This is a genomic window from Paenibacillus hemerocallicola, assembly GCF_006265175.1.
Lineage (GTDB): Bacteria > Bacillota > Bacilli > Paenibacillales > NBRC-103111 > Paenibacillus_AB > Paenibacillus_AB hemerocallicola.
This window is the reverse complement of record NZ_VDCQ01000079.1, coordinates 1-18,535: the sequence shown is the minus strand read 5'-3', so window position 1 is coordinate 18,535 and position 18,535 is coordinate 1. Positions and strand designations below refer to the sequence as shown.

General features: G+C 54.3%; 19 protein-coding genes and 1 other RNA gene. 18 read left to right on the top strand and 2 right to left on the bottom strand.

Annotated features, from left to right (window positions below):
* The first annotated feature begins 21 nt into the window (after nucleotides 1–21).
* Nucleotides 22–435: a YwiB family protein gene (locus FE784_RS35220; RefSeq protein WP_139606926.1), complete on the top strand. Its 414-nt coding sequence runs from the start codon at nucleotides 22–24 to the stop codon at nucleotides 433–435.
* The gene (argS, locus tag FE784_RS35215; RefSeq protein ID WP_139606925.1) at nucleotides 432–2,105 is read left to right on the top strand and encodes an arginine--tRNA ligase; all 1,674 of its coding nucleotides are present in this window, start codon (nucleotides 432–434) and stop codon (nucleotides 2,103–2,105) included. Before FE784_RS35220 ends, argS begins: the two co-directional genes overlap by 4 nt.
* Nucleotides 2,106–2,163: 58 nt before the next feature.
* Here the strand turns inward: argS and FE784_RS35210 are convergent, their stop codons facing one another.
* Nucleotides 2,164–3,324 carry a S8 family peptidase gene (locus FE784_RS35210; RefSeq protein ID WP_139606924.1) on the bottom strand — a complete coding sequence of 387 codons (1,161 nt, stop codon included), beginning with the start codon at nucleotides 3,322–3,324 and terminating at the stop codon, nucleotides 2,164–2,166.
* A gap of 427 nt (nucleotides 3,325–3,751) precedes the next feature.
* Here FE784_RS35210 and rpoE point away from each other — a divergent pair, with 427 nt between their 5' ends.
* From rpoE to FE784_RS35130, 16 genes are all read left to right on the top strand, one after another.
* The gene (gene rpoE, locus FE784_RS35205; protein ID WP_139606923.1) at nucleotides 3,752–4,330 is read left to right on the top strand and encodes a DNA-directed RNA polymerase subunit delta; all 579 of its coding nucleotides are present in this window, start codon (nucleotides 3,752–3,754) and stop codon (nucleotides 4,328–4,330) included.
* A 217-nt stretch (nucleotides 4,331–4,547) separates the two neighbouring features.
* The gene (locus FE784_RS35200; RefSeq protein WP_139606922.1) at nucleotides 4,548–6,182 is read left to right on the top strand and encodes a CTP synthase; all 1,635 of its coding nucleotides are present in this window, start codon (nucleotides 4,548–4,550) and stop codon (nucleotides 6,180–6,182) included.
* A 533-nt stretch (nucleotides 6,183–6,715) separates the two neighbouring features.
* On the top strand, nucleotides 6,716–7,108 hold the full coding sequence (locus FE784_RS35195; protein ID WP_139606921.1) for a response regulator: 393 nt from the start codon (nucleotides 6,716–6,718) through the stop codon (nucleotides 7,106–7,108).
* A gap of 167 nt (nucleotides 7,109–7,275) precedes the next feature.
* Nucleotides 7,276–8,130: a class II fructose-1,6-bisphosphate aldolase gene (gene fba, locus FE784_RS35190; RefSeq protein ID WP_139606920.1), complete on the top strand. Its 855-nt coding sequence runs from the start codon at nucleotides 7,276–7,278 to the stop codon at nucleotides 8,128–8,130.
* 94 nt (nucleotides 8,131–8,224) lie between these two features.
* Nucleotides 8,225–9,508, top strand: a complete 1,284-nt coding sequence (locus FE784_RS35185; RefSeq protein WP_139606919.1) for a UDP-N-acetylglucosamine 1-carboxyvinyltransferase — start codon at nucleotides 8,225–8,227, stop codon at nucleotides 9,506–9,508.
* Between the two features lie 67 nt (nucleotides 9,509–9,575).
* Complete coding sequence (gene rho / locus FE784_RS35180; protein ID WP_139606918.1) at nucleotides 9,576–10,853, top strand: transcription termination factor Rho; 1,278 nt, start codon at nucleotides 9,576–9,578, stop codon at nucleotides 10,851–10,853.
* 29 nt (nucleotides 10,854–10,882) lie between these two features.
* Nucleotides 10,883–12,136, top strand: a complete 1,254-nt coding sequence (locus FE784_RS35175; RefSeq protein ID WP_139606917.1) for a radical SAM family protein — start codon at nucleotides 10,883–10,885, stop codon at nucleotides 12,134–12,136.
* A gap of 115 nt (nucleotides 12,137–12,251) precedes the next feature.
* A complete protein-coding gene (gene rpmE, locus FE784_RS35170) occupies nucleotides 12,252–12,449 on the top strand; it encodes a 50S ribosomal protein L31 (protein ID WP_138883969.1) in 198 nt (65 codons plus the stop codon).
* Nucleotides 12,450–12,529: 80 nt separating this feature from the next.
* Nucleotides 12,530–12,922, top strand: coding sequence for a hypothetical protein (locus FE784_RS35165; protein ID WP_139606916.1), 393 nt, complete (start codon nucleotides 12,530–12,532; stop codon nucleotides 12,920–12,922).
* Nucleotides 12,923–13,003: 81 nt separating this feature from the next.
* Nucleotides 13,004–13,269: signal recognition particle sRNA large type (gene ffs / locus FE784_RS35160), an RNA gene on the top strand.
* 158 nt (nucleotides 13,270–13,427) lie between these two features.
* Nucleotides 13,428–14,849: an ATP-binding protein gene (locus FE784_RS35155; protein ID WP_139606915.1), complete on the top strand. Its 1,422-nt coding sequence runs from the start codon at nucleotides 13,428–13,430 to the stop codon at nucleotides 14,847–14,849.
* A 90-nt stretch (nucleotides 14,850–14,939) separates the two neighbouring features.
* Nucleotides 14,940–16,667, top strand: a complete 1,728-nt coding sequence (gene dnaX / locus FE784_RS35150; protein ID WP_139606914.1) for a DNA polymerase III subunit gamma/tau — start codon at nucleotides 14,940–14,942, stop codon at nucleotides 16,665–16,667.
* Nucleotides 16,668–16,686: 19 nt separating this feature from the next.
* A complete protein-coding gene (locus FE784_RS35145) occupies nucleotides 16,687–16,998 on the top strand; it encodes a YbaB/EbfC family nucleoid-associated protein (RefSeq protein ID WP_139606913.1) in 312 nt (103 codons plus the stop codon).
* A gap of 25 nt (nucleotides 16,999–17,023) precedes the next feature.
* Nucleotides 17,024–17,623 carry a recombination mediator RecR gene (gene recR / locus FE784_RS35140; RefSeq protein WP_139606912.1) on the top strand — a complete coding sequence of 200 codons (600 nt, stop codon included), beginning with the start codon at nucleotides 17,024–17,026 and terminating at the stop codon, nucleotides 17,621–17,623.
* Nucleotides 17,624–17,813: 190 nt separating this feature from the next.
* Nucleotides 17,814–18,086 (top strand): DUF2508 family protein, encoded by a 273-nt coding sequence (locus FE784_RS35135; RefSeq protein ID WP_246132327.1) that lies wholly within the window; start codon nucleotides 17,814–17,816, stop codon nucleotides 18,084–18,086.
* Between the two features lies 1 nt (nucleotide 18,087).
* Entirely contained in the window at nucleotides 18,088–18,351 is a 264-nt protein-coding gene (locus FE784_RS35130; protein ID WP_176706736.1) for a pro-sigmaK processing inhibitor BofA family protein, read from the top strand.
* On the opposite strand, the gene FE784_RS41680 is transcribed toward FE784_RS35130, so the two are convergent.
* Nucleotides 18,317–18,535 (bottom strand): hypothetical protein (locus FE784_RS41680; protein ID WP_218103864.1); only part of this gene is annotated, 219 nt, incomplete at its 5' end. The genes FE784_RS35130 and FE784_RS41680 overlap by 35 nt on opposite strands.

Below are 18,535 nucleotides of genomic sequence, written 5' to 3'. Positions count from 1 at the left end.
TAAACGGGAGCGGTCGATATTATGAAGCGGAAAGTCCGAATCCGCATCGAGAGCAAGCAAGCGGAGCAGGTCCATGTCCAGCAAGCGCAAGGCGAGCTGTACCATATGAACGATTCGTACTATTTGCGCTATGCGGAGCCCGACCCGGATATGGGCAGGACGACCGCTACCGTAAAGTGGGACGAGAAGCAAGTGAAAGTGATTCGCCACGGCGACGTCGAGTCCGATCTGACGTTCCGCTCGGGAACGCGTACGGCCGGTACCTACGCTCTGCCGCAGGGCCGGATGCAGCTGGAATTGGTAACTCACGGTATCGACCGCAAGCTGTCGGACGGATTGGGCTCGCTCGCATGGAGCTACGACATGTACACCGATGGCGTCTACGCCGGGCGAATACGGCTAAGGCTAGTGATCGAGGAGGATTGTACGGAATGAACGTTATCGCACGGATTGAAGCTTTGCTGCAGGAGACGATCGCGGAAGCGGTCGTGGAGGCGGGAATCGCAGATCGTTCGCAGCTGCCGAACATCGTACTGGAAGTGCCGAAGGAAAAGGCGCACGGCGACCTGTCCACGAACATCGCCATGCAGCTCAGCCGAGTGGCCAAGCAAAACCCGCGGCAAATCGCGGAGCGTCTGATCGAACGCCTCGATATGGCAAGAGCGTACATCGCCAAGGTCGAGATCGCCGGTCCGGGCTTCATCAACTTCTTCATGGACCGGAGCTATTTGTACGACGTCGTCCATGAAGTGCTGGAAGCGGATGCCGATTACGGCCGGGTGCCGGTAGGCGTAGGAAAAAAGGTGCAAGTCGAGTTTGTCAGTGCCAATCCTACGGGCAGCCTGCATCTCGGTCATGCGAGAGGGGCCGCCGTAGGGGATGCGCTTTGCCACGTGCTCGATTTCGCGGGCTACGACGTCACACGGGAATATTACATCAACGATGCGGGCAATCAGGTGGACAACCTCGCCAAGTCGATCGAAGCGCGGTACTTGCAGGCGCTCGGACAAGAAGCGGAGATGCCCGAGGACGGCTATTACGGAGAAGATATCAAACGGTTCGCCCAAGAGCTGAAGGACCGGGAAGGCGACAGGCTAGCCGTCTTGACCGAAGCGGAACGCAGAGCTTACTTCAAATCGTACGGGCTGGAAAAGGAGCTTGCCAAAATCAAACGGGATTTGGCCCGCTTCGGCGTTACCTTCGACGAATGGTACAGCGAGACGTCCCTGTACGAGACCGGCAAAATCGCTCCCGCGCTCGCGCAGCTGCGCGAGAACGGCCACATTTTCGAGCAGGAGGGAGCGACCTGGCTGCGCACGACGCCGTACGGCGACGACAAGGACCGGGTGCTCATCAAGAACGACGGCAGCTATACGTATTTGACCCCGGATATCGCCTACCACCGCACGAAATACGAGCGCGGCTTCGACGAGATGATCAACATCTGGGGAGCGGACCATCACGGATACATCCCGCGGGTGAAAGCGGCGATGGCAGCTCTCGGCTTCGATCCGGACAAGCTGACCGTGCTTATCGCCCAAATGGTAAGCCTGTATCAGAACGGCGAGAAGGTGAAAATGTCGAAACGGACGGGCAAGGCGGTCACGATGGAGGACCTCATGGATGAGGTCGGCGTAGACGCCATCCGTTACTTCTTCACGATGCGCAGCAATGACTCCCATCTGGATTTCGACATGGATTTGGCCATCTCCAAATCGAATGAAAATCCGGTGTTTTACGTCCAGTATGCCCATGCGCGCATTTGCAGCATTTTCCGCCAGGCGGAAGAGCAGGGAGTAGCCGTCCTGCCGCACGGCGATGTCGATCTGTCCCCGCTGCAGACGGAGGCGGAATTCGATCTGCTGCGCAAAATGGGGGAGCTTCCGGCAGAGCTTGCGGAAGCCGCCGCCCAGTACGCTCCGCACCGGCTCATCCGTTACGTGTATGAGCTGGCTTCGCAGTTCCATAGCTATTACAAAGCGGAACGGGTTATTACCGACCGTCCGGAGTTGACGCAAGCCCGTCTTGCCCTCCTCGCCGCGCTGCGGATCGTCCTTCGCAACGTGCTGGGGTTGGTTGGCGTATCGGCGCCGGCGAGCATGTAAGGGTGCGGTTCGGGATGACCGGAAGCCGCCGGTTACCTTTCGAAGCGGCATGGAGCTGTCACGGACCGAGGTGCCGCAGTACCCGGGCGGCATCGATTTCGCCGCCCTTCGCCCCGGCGCGCGACTTCAGGCCGGATACGGGATTCGACGTTTTTTGCAAAATCGATTTGATTTCGGTCGGAGACAGTCCCGGCTTGACGGCCAGCATTAGGGCAATCACGCCGGATACGTGCGAGGTCGCCATCGAAGTGCCGCTCAGCTCCATATATTTATGCTGCAGCCAGGTCGACTTGATTTTGTCGCCCGGCGCATACAGATCGATCGCCCTGCCCCTGTTGCTGAACGGGGCTATTTTTTTGTTCGCGGCCGTTGCCCCGACGGAGATGACTTGGGAGAAGCGCGCGGGATAGTCGATGGACGACAGCTTGCCTTCATTGCCGGAGGACGCGACTACGACGATCCCCATTTTGTGAGCGTTCCGGACGGCGTCGTGAAGCGATCTGCTGCGGTTTTTCATGCCGAAGCTCATATTGATAATATGCATCCGGTTGCGGACGCACCAATCGATGCCCAGGACGATGTCCGACACGTACGCGGTTCCGTTCTGATCGAACGCCTTGACGGGATGGATGACGGCGTGAGGCGCCACGCCGACGAGGCCGGAATCTTGATTGGAAGCGGCGATGGTGCCGGAAATATGCGTGCCATGGCCGTTATCGTCCACCGGAAGCAGACTGCGATGCAGCAGGTTGATGCCGCGGGATATCCGTCCCCGCAGGTCGGGATGCGTATAGTCGATACCGGTATCGACAACTCCGATCCGGATGCGGCTGCCGCGCGTTTCTTTCCACGCCTCCGGCGATTTGATTTGACGGACTCCCCAAGGGATCGCCGGCCCGGTTTGGCGGAGAGCCGCGGATTGCTGCATGTATTTGGCATGCGGCGCATGAACGCGTATCGGAATATCCTCTTCGACAAGACGGATGCTCGGATGTCGAAGCGGCGTTGAACCGGGCTTCAGCGTGCACGATATCGCGTGGATGATTTTAATCGGCTGGATCAGCGATTTGACGGGGAACAGTTCGTTTGCTTTCTCGAATGCGGCCAGAAACCGGCCGTACGCCGACTTGTTTTTGAAATGGATAATATGGCGCTTCGACGGCTTCGGAGATACCCCGATCGCTTCGCGCAGCATTCGCAGCAGCGCCGATTCGCTCAAATGAATTCCCTCCCCTACTCCTCATGTCGGTACGTGATATGATATGAACCTGTACGATCCGCCCGCATAGGATGAGCGCCTTTTTTCGCAAAAGTTAGGCGTGCGGTTGTGTCATCGATGCGCCGGGCTCATAGTATGAATGAAGAGCACCTCCGGGCGCTCTTGTCGCATGCAGGGTGGTGAATGGTCGTCACTGGCCTTGCGGATACAGTCCGAGCGGAAGCCGTTTATCGGCTTCCGTTTTTGTGCCTTGACGGCGGCTCCGGGATTTGGAGGCGGTACAGTTGCATTTTTGCAAAAAATAGGTTTTACTTAATGAATATAATGGGCATTGTAGTGAAGGGACCGTCTCTATGCCCTTGAGACAGGCCGGGAGATACAGGATCGGTGTTGTCATCAGACCCTATTGGAAAGGAAGTGTCAGGCCATGAGCAGCCCATATACGCTGAAAATCGATGCGGAGCAGGCGAAAGAAATGCCGATGGTCGATCTTGCGTTCGAAGTGTTGAAAGCTTCAAAAAACCCGTACTATTACCGGGACTTGATGCAAGAAATAGCCAAAATCAAAGGCTTGACCGACGAGCAAGTGATGCAGGTTATTGCACAGCTCTACACGGAGATTAATATAGACGGAAGATTTGCATGCGTCGGCACGAACCTGTGGGGCTTGAAGCGGTGGTATCCGGTCGAGAAATCCGAGGATTCGGTCGGCAGCGCCAAACATCCGCGCATCATCAATGACGACGATGACGACGACGATTATTTCACCGAAGAGGAAACCGAGGAAGAATACGAAGCGTACGAAGGCGAAGACGAGTTCAGCGGGGAAGAGGAAGAGGACTTCTACCAGGACGAGGAAGCGATCGACGACGCGGAGATCGAGGAAGTCGAGGGAGAAATCGCCGAAATCGACGAGGAAGCGGAAGAGGACGAGGATTTCGAGGAAGGCGAAGAGGAAGAGAGCGACGCCGAAGAAGACGATTCCGACGAGGACGACAAAAAATAAGCCGGTCGATGAACCGGCCGGAAGATGTCTTTTAAGAGATGATCGCGTTCCCTTGACAGGCTCCCGGCTACCGGGTAAACTATGTTTTGGGCTATAGATTTACAATTCGGCAACGAATCCGACTAAAGTGCCCCGTCTCGGCGGGAGTCACTTTTATTTTTTTTGCCCGGGCTATCGGGCGTACTTGCTTTCCAGACTTGAACGGAGGTTTACAAACGTGACCAAGTATATTTTCGTAACAGGCGGCGTCGTTTCTTCGCTCGGTAAAGGGATTACCGCTGCGTCCTTGGGGAGACTGCTCAAAAACCGGGGGCTTAAGGTGACGATTCAGAAATTCGACCCGTACATCAACGTCGATCCCGGCACGATGAGCCCTTACCAGCACGGCGAAGTATTCGTTACCGACGACGGAGCGGAAACCGACCTGGACCTCGGCCACTACGAACGCTTCATCGATATCAATTTGTCCAAGACGAGCAATGTAACAACCGGGAAAATTTACTCGTCCGTCATCACGAAAGAGCGCCGCGGAGAATATTTGGGCGGTACCGTTCAAGTCATTCCGCATATTACGAACGAAATCAAGGACCGGGTGTTCCGTGCCGGGCGCGAGACGCAATCCGACGTCGTTATTACGGAGATCGGGGGCACCGTCGGCGATATCGAGAGCTTGCCGTTTCTGGAAGCGATCCGTCAGATCAAGAGCGACATCGGGCGCGATAACGTCATGTACATTCACGTTACGCTTATTCCATATTTGAAGGCGGCCGGGGAAGTGAAGACGAAGCCGACCCAGCATAGCGTCAAGGAGCTGCGCAGCATCGGCATTCAGCCACAGGTAATCGTATGCCGCACGGAGCATCCTCTTGCCGAGGATATGAAGCGGAAGCTGGCATTGTTCTGCGATATCGACGCGGAAGCCGTGATCGAATGCCAGGATGCGGGGACGCTGTACGAGGTGCCTATGATGCTGAGGGAACAGGGGCTGGACGACATCGTCGTCAAGCATTTGAAGCTCGACGCGTTCAGGAACCCGCCGAATATGACGGAATGGGAGCAACTCGTCGCCAAGGTGAAGTCGCTCAAAAACCGTACGGAAATCGCCATCGTCGGCAAGTACGTCGCGCTGCACGACGCTTATTTGAGCATTGTGGAGGCGCTCGGCCATGCCGGAATCGACTGCAATACCGAAGTGGAAATCCGCTGGGTCAATGCGGAGGACATATACGATCATAACGTCGCCGAGCTCTTGAAGGGCGTGCAGGGCATTCTCGTGCCGGGAGGCTTCGGAGACCGGGGGATCGAAGGGAAAATTTCGGCCATTCGTTATGCCCGAGAGAACGGCGTGCCATTCTTCGGCATTTGTCTGGGCATGCAAGTGGCGGTCGTGGAATATGCCCGTTCCGTAACGGGCTTGGACGGAGCGAACAGCTCGGAGATTCACCCTACTACGCCGTATCCGGTCATCGACCTGCTCCCCGAGCAGAAGGACATCGAGGATTTGGGCGGAACGATGCGTCTCGGGTTGTATCCGTGCAAAATCGCCGAAGGATCGCTCGCGATGAGATGCTACGAGGACGAGCTTGTCTACGAACGCCACCGTCATCGGTATGAGTTCAACAACGAGTACAGGGAAGTACTGGAGTCTGCGGGTTTGAAAATATCCGGCACGTCCCCGGACGGACGGCTGGTGGAAGTGATCGAGCTGCCGGGTCATCCGTGGTTTCTGGCGGTGCAATTCCATCCGGAGTTCACGTCCAGACCGAACCGGCCGCAGCCTTTGTTCAAACATTTCGTACGGGCATCCATGGAGGTTTCGGTACAAAAGCGAGAAGAATCCGCGGTTAAATAATAAGGAGAGCATCGGGTGAATCGGCCCGGTGCTTTTTTTCGTTCATTAACTTTTTTGTAAATACTTACAACTTTCTTCGAGAAGCAGCAGGAATCTCGAAATTCGCATCGAATTTGAATTAAGAACGAAAGATAAGCATGGTATTGATGTGCGGTTCAATATTAAAAAGCCGCCTTATGGCGAAAGCTTGCCGGGTTGTCGAAAATGCGGAATTTCGATTCCGGAGAATGAGCGGATGCCGGGGCGGGTACGGGCGTTTCTTAAGCACGAATGTACTTCTTCGAAAATGCTTCGATCCGAAGCTTTTCTTACCGTTAAAGAATGATTGCTTCGCTACGGCACTAGAGCGAAGGAGAGGCATTCTTTACCAAGAAAAACTTCCGGCTTTCGGGGTCCCCGAAAAGTAACCGGTGTAGGCTCGAAGGCTTGCGTCACTTTTTGGGGGAGAGAGGCGGTCGCACTTCTTCGAAATACGTCGATAGACGTTTTTCTTATAAGGCTTTGCTTCGCAAAGTTGTGAGGAGGTTTGATGATTGGATAAGAAGAAAGTGTTGATTGTCGACGATCAAAACGGCATCCGGGTATTGCTGGTCGAAGTGTTCAGCAACGAAGGATACAATACGTTCCAAGCTTCCAACGGCAAATTGGCGCTCGAAATCGTCCGCAAAGAATCCCCTGATCTAGTGCTGCTCGACATGAAAATTCCGGGCATGGACGGCTTGGACATTTTGAAGCACATCAAACAGATCGATACGAGCATCAAAGTCATTATGATGACCGCATACGGCGAACTGGACATGATCAAGGAAGCGACCGATCTGGGAGCATTGACGCATTTTACGAAACCGTTCGATATCGACGACTTGAGACTGGCGGTCAATAAGGAGCTGCGCTCCGGCTCGCCGAGACTGGCGATAGGATCCTAACAGGATCCTTTTTTGTATTTTCATCCCTGCTGCCGACAGCCCGCAAGGCCAGACGACATCGGGAAAGTCGGCGGTGAACAGGTTACCATTTCGCGGACGAGTATGCTATAATAGTTCAGTATTGCACCCGGATCTCAATTCATGTAGAACGTTTAGGAGGAACGACAATGCCACTTGTTTCGATGAACGAGTTTTTACCCAAAGCGAAAGCTAATAAATTTGCTGTCGGACAATTCAACATGAACAACTTGGAGTTTGCTCAAGCGATTACGGATGCGGCCATCGAGGAAAACTCGCCGTTCATTTTCGGCGTGAGCGAAGGCGCCCTGAAATATATGGGCATGGAATACACCGTAGCGATTGCCGAAGCGGCAGCGAAAAAATCCGGCTTGCCAATCGCGCTCCATCTCGACCACGGCAGCAGCTTCGAAGTCGCCATGAAATGTATCCGCGCGGGCTTCAGCTCCGTTATGTTCGACGGCTCCCATTACACGCTGGAGGAGAACATCCGTCTGACTAAAGAGGTCGTGAAAGCCGCTCGCGCCATGGGCGTATCGGTCGAAGGCGAGCTGGGTACGATCGGCGGCGTCGAAGACGACATCAGCGTCGACGAAGAGCATGCCAACTTGGCCAAGCCCGAAGAAGCGATCCGGTTCTACGAGGAAACCGGCGTGGACTGCCTCGCTATTGCAGTAGGCACGGCGCATGGTATGTACAAAGGCGAGCCCAAGATCCATTATGACATCATCGAGCAAGTCGCCAAAGCCGTTCCGGTGCCTATCGTGCTGCATGGCGGTTCCGGCGTGCCGGACGAAGCGATTCGTCTGTCCATTGCTGCCGGCGTAGGCAAAATCAATGTAAACACCGAGAATCAGGTCGCCTGTACGGAAGCGATCCGTGAAGTTTTGGCCAAAGACGCGAACGTATACGATCCCCGCAAATATTTGACGCCTGCCCGCAAAGCCATGGTTGAAGTCGTCAAAGCGAAAATTCGTTTGTTCGGCAGCAGCAACCAGGCGTAAACGGGTGCGTGGGCGGGAAATTCACCGGCGGGAAACGTCCCGGTGGGTTTCCCGTTCTCTTCATTCGCAGCAGGTAAGGGGGGAGTTAGCAGGAATGGCGGGAAAACTCATGGTCGCAGGAGGCCGACCGCTTCGCGGCACGGTCACGGTCAGCGGAGCCAAGAACAGCGCGGTAGCATTGATTCCTGCGGCGATACTGGCGGAAACGACGGTAGTGTTGGATAATCTCCCGATCATCAGCGATGTCGGCATATATACCGAGTTGCTTACGGAGCTGGGAGCAAGCGTACAGCGGAATGGCGATCAGATGATCGTCAATCCGGAATCGTTGAAATCGGTACCGATGCCAAACGGCAATATCAAGAAGCTTCGCGCTTCGTATTATTTGATGGGAGCGCTTCTCGGCAGATTCGGGGAAGCGACGATCGGACTTCCCGGAGGCTGCAATTTCGAGCCAAGGCCCATCGACCAGCATATGAAAGGCTTTGAAGCGCTCGGGGCGGAAGTGCGCAATGAATACGGCAGCCTGCACATACGGGCGAAGCAACTGCGAGGAGCCAAAATTTATTTGGATGTCGTCAGCGTTGGGGCGACCATCAACATTATGTTGGCGGCTTCCCGCGCCAAAGGAATCACTTTGATCGAAAATGCGGCCAAAGAGCCAGAAATTATAGATGTAGCAACTCTACTGAACTCGATGGGTGCCAAAATCAAAGGGGCGGGCACGGAAACGATCCGCATCGAAGGGGTCGACTCGCTTCACGGTTGCCGGCATTCCATTATTCCCGACAGAATTCAAGCAGGCTCTTATATGATCGCGGCAGCGGCCACGCGGGGAGATGTCGTCATCGACAATGTCATCCCGAAGCATTTGGAGGCTTTGACTGCCAAACTCCAGGAAATGGGTGTCCACATCTACGAGATGGACGAATCGATTCGCGTCGTAGGCCAGCCGGAATACGAAAGCGTCGACGTGAAAGCGCTCGTCTACCCCGGATTCGCCACCGATCTCCAGTCCCCGATGACCAGTCTCCTCACTCAAGCGAAAGGCGTTAGCATACTAACCGACTACGTGTACAACAACCGCTTCAAGCATGTTCCCGAACTAATCCGGATGGGTGCCAAAATCAAAGTCGAAGGACGCTCCGCCATTATTGAAGGCGGCATACTATCGGCGGCGAAAGTGCGGGCGACAGATCTTCGCGCGGGAGCGGCTTTATTTACGGCGGCGTTGACGGTACCGTCGGGCGTAACCGAAATTAGCGGAACCGAGTACATACACCGGGGTTACGAGAATTTGGTGGCGAACTTGCGCAATCTGGGTGCTGAAGTATGGGAAGAGGAGAGCACGGAACTGACGGCTGCAAGAATAGATTGAAAGAAAAACGGAAATGCTAGATTCAAATGCCCTTCCGAACTTATGAATAGTGTGGTGGATGAATAATATGGACATGCATCTGGCGCAGCTGGAGCAGTTGAAATTAACCGAATTATACAAGTTGGCGAAAGAACATCAAATTACGGCTTATGGCCAAATGAAGAAAAAAGAACTGATCTTTGCCATTTTACGAGCCCAGGCCGAAAAGGGCGGTTTGATGTTCATGGAAGGCGTGCTGGACGTTTTATCGGAAGGGTACGGATTCTTAAGACCGATCAATTATTTGCCGAGCGCGGAAGATATATATATTTCGCAGTCGCAGATTCGCAAATTCGACCTGCGCTCCGGCGACAAAGTATCGGGCAAATGTCGCCCCCCAAAAGAAAACGAGCGGTATTTCGGTTTGCTTCAGGTCGAAGCCGTTAACGGAGAAAAGCCGGAGACGGCGGCGGAGCGGTTGCACTTTCCAGCCCTTACCCCCCTCTATCCTGAAACGAAGTTCGTGCTAGAAACAACGCCGACCCATCTTTCCACGCGCATAATGGATTTGTTGAGCCCGGTTGGCATGGGGCAGCGCGGTTTGATCGTCGCGCCTCCGAAGGCGGGGAAAACGCTTCTTCTGAAAGAAATCGCCAACAGCATCTCGTTGAATTATCCCGAGGTAGAGCTGTTCGTGCTGTTGATCGACGAGCGTCCCGAGGAAGTAACGGACATGCAGCGTTCGGTCAAAGCGGAAGTAGTCGCATCCACGTTCGACGAGCTGCCGGAAAACCATATCAAAGTAGCCGAACTTGTGCTGGAACGGGCACAGAGAATGGTAGAGCATAAGAAAGACGTCGTCATTTTGCTGGACAGCATCACCCGGCTGGCACGGGCGTACAATCTAGTCATTCCGCCTTCGGGCAGAACGTTGTCCGGCGGTATCGATCCGAGCGCGTTTCATCGCCCGAAACGATTTTTCGGCGCGGCACGGAACATCGAAGAGGGCGGAAGCTTGACAATACTCGCCACGGCTTTGATCGAAACCGGCTCGAGAATGGATGACGTCATTTACGAGGAATTCAAAGGAACCGGCAATCTCGAGCTGCATTTGGACCGCAAGCTGGCGGAACGCCGCATTTTCCCGGCGATCGATATTCGCCGTTCGGGAACGCGGCGCGAAGAAATGCTGCTCGGCAAAGAAGACCTCGACAAAATTTGGGCAATACGCAAAAATATGAACGATTCGCACGATTTCGTCGACGCATTTCTTAAGAAATTGGGCGATACGAAAACGAACCGCGAATTTTTGGATACGCTGGAAGCGAAGCCGGACGGCAAGCGCGTCAAAAACTCCGCTTCCTGACCAACTTGGCGATAAAAGAGGGACATCTCATGCATCTGGTATATTCGGACGAAACGGGCAACGTATTCGACCACCCGGAATGGACCGGACTCGGACGCAGCGGCGACATGATTACGGAAATTTGGGAGGACGAGCTGATTCCGCTGCCGGAAGGCGCTACTCTGGTCAGTTTGCCCAATACGCGGGCGATCGGTTGGAACAACCGGACCGAGTCGATGGAGCCGTTGGACGGGGCCTGTTCGGCAGTAGGCGCTCTTCTGCCCCAAGGTTACACCCGATTGCTGCTGCCGGGCTACGTGAAAACCGACAAGACGCAGCTGCTGCCCTTGTTCGGCTATACAGCCGTCGTCTGGAAAGACGGACAATTTTTCGTTGCGGCGAAGCAGTCCGATAACCCGGAACCATGGAATCCGAAAAATTGCGATACGCGCGAGCTCGGTATTGGGGTCGAACGACTGCTGCACACTTATCCGGACAACCGGCTGTATCAGCATTTGTCGAAATGCGCCTTGGAATATGAATGCTTGACCGCCTCCAATACGTTCTTATCCCGGCTGGAAGGTGCGGTCCCGGTATCGTTTTCCTGCAATGCGGGATGCTACGGCTGCATATCGGAGCAGCCTGACGACAGCGGATTTCCGGCGCCGCAAACCCGGATGAACTTCAAGCCGACTGTGGACGAGATTGTCCAGATCATGCTCGAGCATCTGCGGGCGCCGGAAAGCATCATCAGCTTCGGCCAAGGCTGTGAAGGGGAGCCTTCCACGCAGGCCAAGCTTATCGTGGACGCGATCCGCCGCGTTCGGGAGCAGACGGATATCGGCTACATCAACATCAACACGAATGCGGGACTCTCCGACCATATCCGGGCGATCGTAGACTCGGGACTCAATTTGATGCGGGTTAGTACGATCAGCGCCTTGGACGAGCATTACAACGCTTACTACAAGCCGCGAGGCTACACGCTTGCTAATGTGGAAAAGTCGCTGACTTACGCTGCCGGAAAAGGTGTGTATACATCGATCAATTATTTGGTGTTTCCCGGCGTTACGGACCGGGAGGAAGAAATCGAAGCGATGCTCGGCTTTGCCAAACGGACCGGCTTGCGATTGATCCAGCTTCGGAATTTGAATATCGATCCGGAAGGATACTTGAAGCTTATTCCGAAGCCGCAAGGCGAATTGTACGGCATGAAGCGGATGATCGAAATATTCGAATCGGAGCTGCCTGACGTTGTAATCGGCTCTTATACGCATGTGCCGCCTCAGCCGGCAGCCAAATAACGGGATCACAACAATTCAGTTGCGCAAGACATGGACAGCGTGATATAATGCCGTCATATGTCCATATAACTCTGGGTCACCAATGAGACTCAGGGCGGAAAGAGGTGAAAGGATCATGAAAACTGAAATTCAACCGAAATATTTCGTGACGAACGTAACTTGCGCTTGCGGCAATACGTTCGAGACGGGTTCCATCAAGCAAAATCTCCGTGTGGAAATTTGCTCCGCATGCCACCCGCACTTTACCGGCAAACAGAAGTTTATCGATGCCGGTGGTCGTGTCGATAAATTTAAGAAAAAATACGGCATCTAAGCTTTACCCTTTGCCGTTATGCCCATGTGAATACAACAACCTCTCTTGGTCATCCTATACCCAAGGGAGGTTGTTTCTTTATGAAATACAGATCGCTGCGACTCCTCGGAGCCGCACTGCTGCCCGTACTGCTGGCCGCGGCTTGCGGCACCGCGGGCGGGGGGACGACGAAGACGAAATCGTACGACAATGACGGGTACTTGGGCATTAGCAATACGAATCCGAACTTGCAGACCGGTCCTTCATACCACACGTATCAAGTCGATACGGATATGATGCGCAGTGCGGTCGTTCCGATCGCTGGAGTGCGCAAGGTGCGTATTACGACGAACGGCACGAACGCCAATGTGAAGATCACCGCTCCGAAGGATTCGTCCGATGCGGAATTGGAGCGGATTCGGGGCGAAGCGCTGCAAGCTCTTCAGCATAATGTTCCCCGATACGACTTCAAGGTTACCGTGCGTAGCGAATGAAAAACGGTAAGGCAAAACGTTGGATCGCGTTCCAAATGATGAAAGTTGCGGATTGCCGGACAATCCGCTATACTATGTATACCGTGCTAGACGGGGAGGTAGCGGTGCCCTGAACCCGCAATCCGCTATAGCGGGGTTGAACTCCTGTTCTCGGTCTTATCGATGTGAGGTCTGACTTCTATACGCAGTGTTGACGGTCGGGTCCTCCGCAATGGGCGCTTGTGAACCCGGTCAGGTCCGGAAGGAAGCAGCCGTAAGCAAGAAGGTTCATGTGCCGGAGGGACGCCTGACTCGAGCTAAACGGTAGAGGTTCCGCTTGGATCGTAAGGTCAACAACAGGTGCACGGTTAATTCCATACAACTGAGCTATACATCACCGGATGAACGCATTGTCGTTTATCCGGTGTTTTGCTATTGGAAGGAAAAAACAATTCCAAGTAGAATTGTAATATGAAGGGGGGCCGGGCTATAGGCGTCTGGTATAAAAATAAAAAGGTGGTATTGCATGGACAAGTTCCGGATCACGATGCCGTCTCCGCAAAGTTATATTCGAAGTTTGGGTCCGATTTCGGCCGCCATCTTCGATGATCGTGGTATCATTATCGATTGCAATCGGCAATTTACCGCCCTGTTTAACGGGAACTTCGAAATAGGGAAAACCCCCTTGTCGGAGCTGCTTCCCGACGAAAACAACTTGGAGACGCTGCGCCTTCGCTGGGAGAACAGCCAGGAAACGGGAGAGAACGTAATTGTTAAGGCAAATACCGGCCCCGCCGCCCCGTCGGAAATCCGATGTTCGTTATGCAGCGCCGAACACGGGGAACGGAAAATGCACATACTCGTTTTGCACGATAAGGGGGTCGCCGGCGAGTTAAGCTTGCTGCAGCAGTTTTCGGGTACATTCATAAAGGACGTCAATCTGGGCGTTCTGCTTGTGGACAATGAGTTTCGGCTCGTCGACGTAAGCGAACTGGCGTGCTCCATTCTGGGGATCGACCGGCAGCAATCCATCAATCGCCCGATGGAGGACATTTTCCAATCGGTGCCGAAGGAGCATCAGCTTGTTCAGCGGACGCTGCTGGACGGCGTCTTGGTACGCAATCACGGGGTTTCGTGGACGAACAACCGGGAACGGTACGAGCTGCTGATGGATTCCAATCTGCTGCGCGATGAGGCCGGGAACGTCGTGGGCGCGTATGTCATCTTCAAGGACGTTACGAATCTGCGATCGCTCGAGCAGCAAGTGCAGCGCAGCGACCGGCTGGCGATGATCGGGCAGATTGCGGCCGGAACCGCCCACGAGATCCGCAATCCGTTGACGTCGATCAAAGGCTTTCTGCAAGTGTTGAACCGGACGTTTTATCAAACCGGGATGGAGCGGGAGCAAGGCTACACCGACCTGATGCTGGGTGAAATCGACCGGATCAACGAATTGGTCAACGAGTTTCTGCTGCTAAGCAAGCCGAAAAACGTCACGTACGACAAGATAGACATGTCTTCCGTGATCAGGGATATATTGCCGATCATCAACAATCAGGCCGTTCTGCACAATGTGACGATCCAATATCAGTCCGTCTACCAGATCCCGAAAATCGTCGCAGACCGCGAGCTGCTCAAGCAAGTATTTATCAATTTATGCAAAAACGGAATCGAAGCAATGGTGCAAGGAGGGACTTTGACGATTATAGAGAGGGTAGAATACCGCGAACGGAAAGTGCATGTGGAAGTTCATGATGCGGGCCCCGGCATTCCCGCTTTTCTGATCGACAAAATATTCGATCCTTTCTTCACGACGAAAGACAGCGGCACGGGACTCGGCCTATCCGTATGCCAACGCATTATACACGATATCGGGGGCAGCATACGGGTCTCTTCGAAAGGATACGGGACTACGTTTACCGTGAGCATGCCGTTCTCGCCGAGCTGACGGTTCGTTGGTCAAAAGAGGCCGGTATGGTGTATAATAAGGGGAGAAAACACGTCAAGCCATAACGAAGTATACGGTGGGAGAGTCGGAATGGCGCACATTGCATTATATCGTACGTGGAGGCCGCAAGCTTTCCGCGATATCGTCGGACAAAAGCATATTACCCAGACGCTGCAAAATTCGCTGCGCGAAGAAAGGCTCACTCACGCCTACTTGTTCAACGGTCCTCGGGGGACGGGGAAGACGACGGCCGCCAAAATATTGGCCAAAGCGGTGAACTGCGAGCGGGGGCCAGCCGAGGAGCCGTGCAACGAATGCTCGGCCTGCCGGCGCATTACCGAAGGGGCCGTCATGGACGTAGTCGAAATCGATGCGGCGTCGAACCGCGGCGTTGAAGAAATCCGGGACATCCGCGAGAAGGTGAAGTATGCGCCTACCGAAGTGCGGCAGAAGGTGTACATTATTGACGAGGTGCACATGCTCACGACGGAAGCGTTCAATGCGCTGCTGAAAACGCTCGAGGAGCCTCCGGCCCACGTCATGTTCATCCTGGCGACGACCGAGCCCCATCGGCTGCCCGCCACGATCATATCCCGCTGCCAGCGTTTCGACTTCCGCAGGGTGCCGCTGGACGAGCAAGTATCGCGCCTTACGTTCATTTGCGGAGAGGAGCGGGTTACGGCCGAGCCGGAAGCGCTCCAATACGTAGCCCGTCTATCGGATGGCGGCATGCGCGACGCGTTGAGTTTGCTCGATCAGATTATCGCCTACACCGGGAATCACGTTACGCTTCAGGAAGTGCTCGGAATTACCGGCGGAATCGGGTTGGAGCAGTTCGGACGTCTGGCCGAAGCCGTCGTTAACCGCGATGCGGGTGCGGCCCTATCTTGTATCGAGCTCATGATGCAGGAAGGCAAAAGCGCCGAGAAAAGCATGGAGAATCTGCTCTATTATTTTCGCGATGCGCTTATGCTCAAGCTGGTGCCCAACGCGGACGAGTGGACCGACCGGATTACGGATGCAGGCGCTTTCCGGACCATGATCGGCTCGTTTTCGACCGAGCGGCTGTTTCATATTATGGATGTGCTGAACCATTACCAGGCCGAGATGAAATATTCCGCTCAACCGCAAACCCTATTCGAAGTTGCGATTCTTAAGCTATGCAGCTCGCAGGAAGCGGCAGCACCGCAGGCGCAGTCCAATGAGGGGGCGGATAAAACCCCGAATGCGGAGATCGCGTCTTTGAATCGGAAAATAGTGCAGTTGGAACAGAAGCTGGACCAACTGCTCAAGACCGGGGTGGCCGCCGCGCCCGGCAAAGAGACGTCAGCGCGTTCGGCGATGGCGAATCCGCGGGTTTCTTCCGGTGCCGTAAGCTTGAAAACCGGAATCAAGCTCGATCCTTACTTGCCTCATGCCAGCTCTCCTGAATTGAAGCAAGCCCTTGGGAAATGGGGACAAGTGCTGCAGCAGGTGAAGGATCGGAGAATAACCGTCCATGCTTGGCTGATCGATGGAGAGCCGGTAGCGGCTACCGAAGACGCCCTGCTGCTTGTATTCAAGAGCGCGATGCACAGGGAAACGACGGAGAAGCCCGCTCACAAGGAGCTCGTCGAGCAGGTTATGCAGGAATTGCTTGGCAAGCCGTACAAGCTTGTCACGGCCATGATGAAGGACTGGAAGGAAGCGCAGGCCGGCTCTGCCGAGCAGCCGGAAGTGATGCGCATGGAAGCGCCGGATTCGGCCCAGCCGGGAGACGACATCGTGGAAGAGGCAATTAAATTATTCGGCGAAGATTTGGTCGTCGTAAAAGAATAAGCGGGAGGTTTGAATCGATATGAACAATATGCAGCAAATGATGAAGCAAGTGAAGAAGATGCAGGAGCAGATGTTGAAGGCGCAAGAAGAATTGGCGAGCAAAACGGTCGAAGGAAGCGCAGGCGGCGGTGTCGTCACCGTTACGGCTACCGGACAACGCAAAATTACGAATATCGTGATCAAGCCTGAAGCGGTCGACCCGGAAGACGTCGATATGCTGCAAGATCTCGTGCTTACGGCCGTCAACGATGCGCTGACGAAGGCAGAGCAGCTTGCGGAGCAGGATATGGGCCGGTTGACGGGCGGCATGAAGCTGCCGGGCATGTTCTAATTGAAAGCAAAAAGGAGTCGTTCGCTTGTTTTATCCGGAACCTATCGCAAAATTAATCGACGCCTTCTCGCGGTTGCCGGGGGTAGGTCCCAAGACGGCCGGCAGACTGGCTTTTCACGTGCTGCGCATGAAAGAGGACGACGTTCTCGATTTTGCCAAATCGCTCGTAAGCGTCAAGCGCAACCTGCATTATTGCTCGGTCTGCTGCAACATAACGGACGTCGATCCTTGTCGGGTATGCCAGGATAAATCCCGAGACGCCTCGGTCATCTGTGTCGTGCAGGAGCCCAAAGATTTGGTAGCGCTCGAGCGGATGAAAGAATTCAACGGCTACTATCACGTGCTTCATGGAGCAATCTCGCCCATGGAAGGGATCGGACCCGACGAGATCCGGATTGCCGAGCTATTGAAGCGATTGGGCGACGATACGGTGCAGGAGCTCATTCTGGCCATGAATCCGAATGTGGAGGGCGAAGCGACGACGATGTATATTTCCAGGCTCGTCAAGCCGTTTGGGCTGCGGGTAACGCGAATAGCCCATGGACTTCCGGTTGGCGGAGATCTCGAATACGCCGATGAAGTCACCCTTTCGAAAGCGTTGGAAGGACGCAGAGAACTGTCCTGAATATTAAGCTGTACGGAAAATGGCAAGTTTCCGTGCGGCTTTTTTTATTTCGATAAGGGAAAATTAACAACGGGGACCTCCAATTTGTGCGTTATTCACGTGGCTGCTTTGTTCTAATCTCCACCCCATTTCCATATGCTTCAGTAAGCTCTACCGCTGATATTGGAATCGATATGGGAGTGTGATGGACATGCAATGGCGTAAAATGTTCCGGTTGAAACGCACGGTCGAGGATCCGTTTCTGAAGGACAAGCAGGCGCTGCTGGAAGAAATTCGCGGCGCTCAAACCGAATGGCAGCATGCGCTGCAACGGTTGGACTACGCATCCGACCAGGATCAGATCGACTATGCCATTTTCGCCCTGGAAGCGGCCGAGAAACGATACGAGATGCTGCTCAAACTCGCAAAGCGTATGAACGTTCATGCGCTGCATATCGGCATGGGCAGAGCGGCGGGTGGCTGACATGCATTATGTGTGGCTTGGAGTGCTCGTTGTTTCCTCCTTGTTCCTGCTAATTACGCTAGTCCGCCATAAATGGTCGTGGCAATGGCTGGGATATGCCGTTCTGCATGTAGTCGTAGCGGCGTTTTTACTCTATTTCGTCAACTTGGCGGGTTCGTACTATGATTTTAAAATTCCGCTCAATATTCCGACAGTCTCTACCGTGCTTATACTTGGCGCACCCGGGCTGCTTATGCTGGTTGGTTTGAAGGTCGTTTTGTTCTGATGGAGGCGGTCCGGGTGAAATAAAAAAACACTTGATTCGGACCGCCCGGCGTGATATATTGTTGTTCCGCCCATAAAGCGGAGCGCCAATCGGCAAGTCTTTGAAACAAAGGAATGCAAAATAAAGCTTGCGAATAGATAGGCGGTTGTGATATATTAAAGAGGTCGCCGCAAAACGGCGAAAA

What these genes read in the sequence shown, in the direction of transcription:
- FE784_RS35220 (WP_139606926.1), top strand. Translation starts at nt 22, where the DNA reads ATGAAGCGGAAAGTCCGAATCCGCATCGAGAGCAAGCAAGCGGAGCAG.
- argS (WP_139606925.1), top strand. Translation starts at nt 432, where the DNA reads ATGAACGTTATCGCACGGATTGAAGCTTTGCTGCAGGAGACGATCGCG.
- rpoE (WP_139606923.1), top strand. Translation starts at nt 3,752, where the DNA reads ATGAGCAGCCCATATACGCTGAAAATCGATGCGGAGCAGGCGAAAGAA.
- fba (WP_139606920.1), top strand. Translation starts at nt 7,276, where the DNA reads ATGCCACTTGTTTCGATGAACGAGTTTTTACCCAAAGCGAAAGCTAAT.
- FE784_RS35185 (WP_139606919.1), top strand. Translation starts at nt 8,225, where the DNA reads ATGGCGGGAAAACTCATGGTCGCAGGAGGCCGACCGCTTCGCGGCACG.
- rho (WP_139606918.1), top strand. Translation starts at nt 9,576, where the DNA reads ATGGACATGCATCTGGCGCAGCTGGAGCAGTTGAAATTAACCGAATTA.
- FE784_RS35175 (WP_139606917.1), top strand. Translation starts at nt 10,883, where the DNA reads ATGCATCTGGTATATTCGGACGAAACGGGCAACGTATTCGACCACCCG.
- rpmE (WP_138883969.1), top strand. Translation starts at nt 12,252, where the DNA reads ATGAAAACTGAAATTCAACCGAAATATTTCGTGACGAACGTAACTTGC.
- FE784_RS35165 (WP_139606916.1), top strand. Translation starts at nt 12,530, where the DNA reads ATGAAATACAGATCGCTGCGACTCCTCGGAGCCGCACTGCTGCCCGTA.
- FE784_RS35155 (WP_139606915.1), top strand. Translation starts at nt 13,428, where the DNA reads ATGGACAAGTTCCGGATCACGATGCCGTCTCCGCAAAGTTATATTCGA.
- dnaX (WP_139606914.1), top strand. Translation starts at nt 14,940, where the DNA reads ATGGCGCACATTGCATTATATCGTACGTGGAGGCCGCAAGCTTTCCGC.
- FE784_RS35145 (WP_139606913.1), top strand. Translation starts at nt 16,687, where the DNA reads ATGAACAATATGCAGCAAATGATGAAGCAAGTGAAGAAGATGCAGGAG.
- FE784_RS35135 (WP_246132327.1), top strand. Translation starts at nt 17,814, where the DNA reads ATGCAATGGCGTAAAATGTTCCGGTTGAAACGCACGGTCGAGGATCCG.
- FE784_RS35130 (WP_176706736.1), top strand. Translation starts at nt 18,088, where the DNA reads ATGCATTATGTGTGGCTTGGAGTGCTCGTTGTTTCCTCCTTGTTCCTG.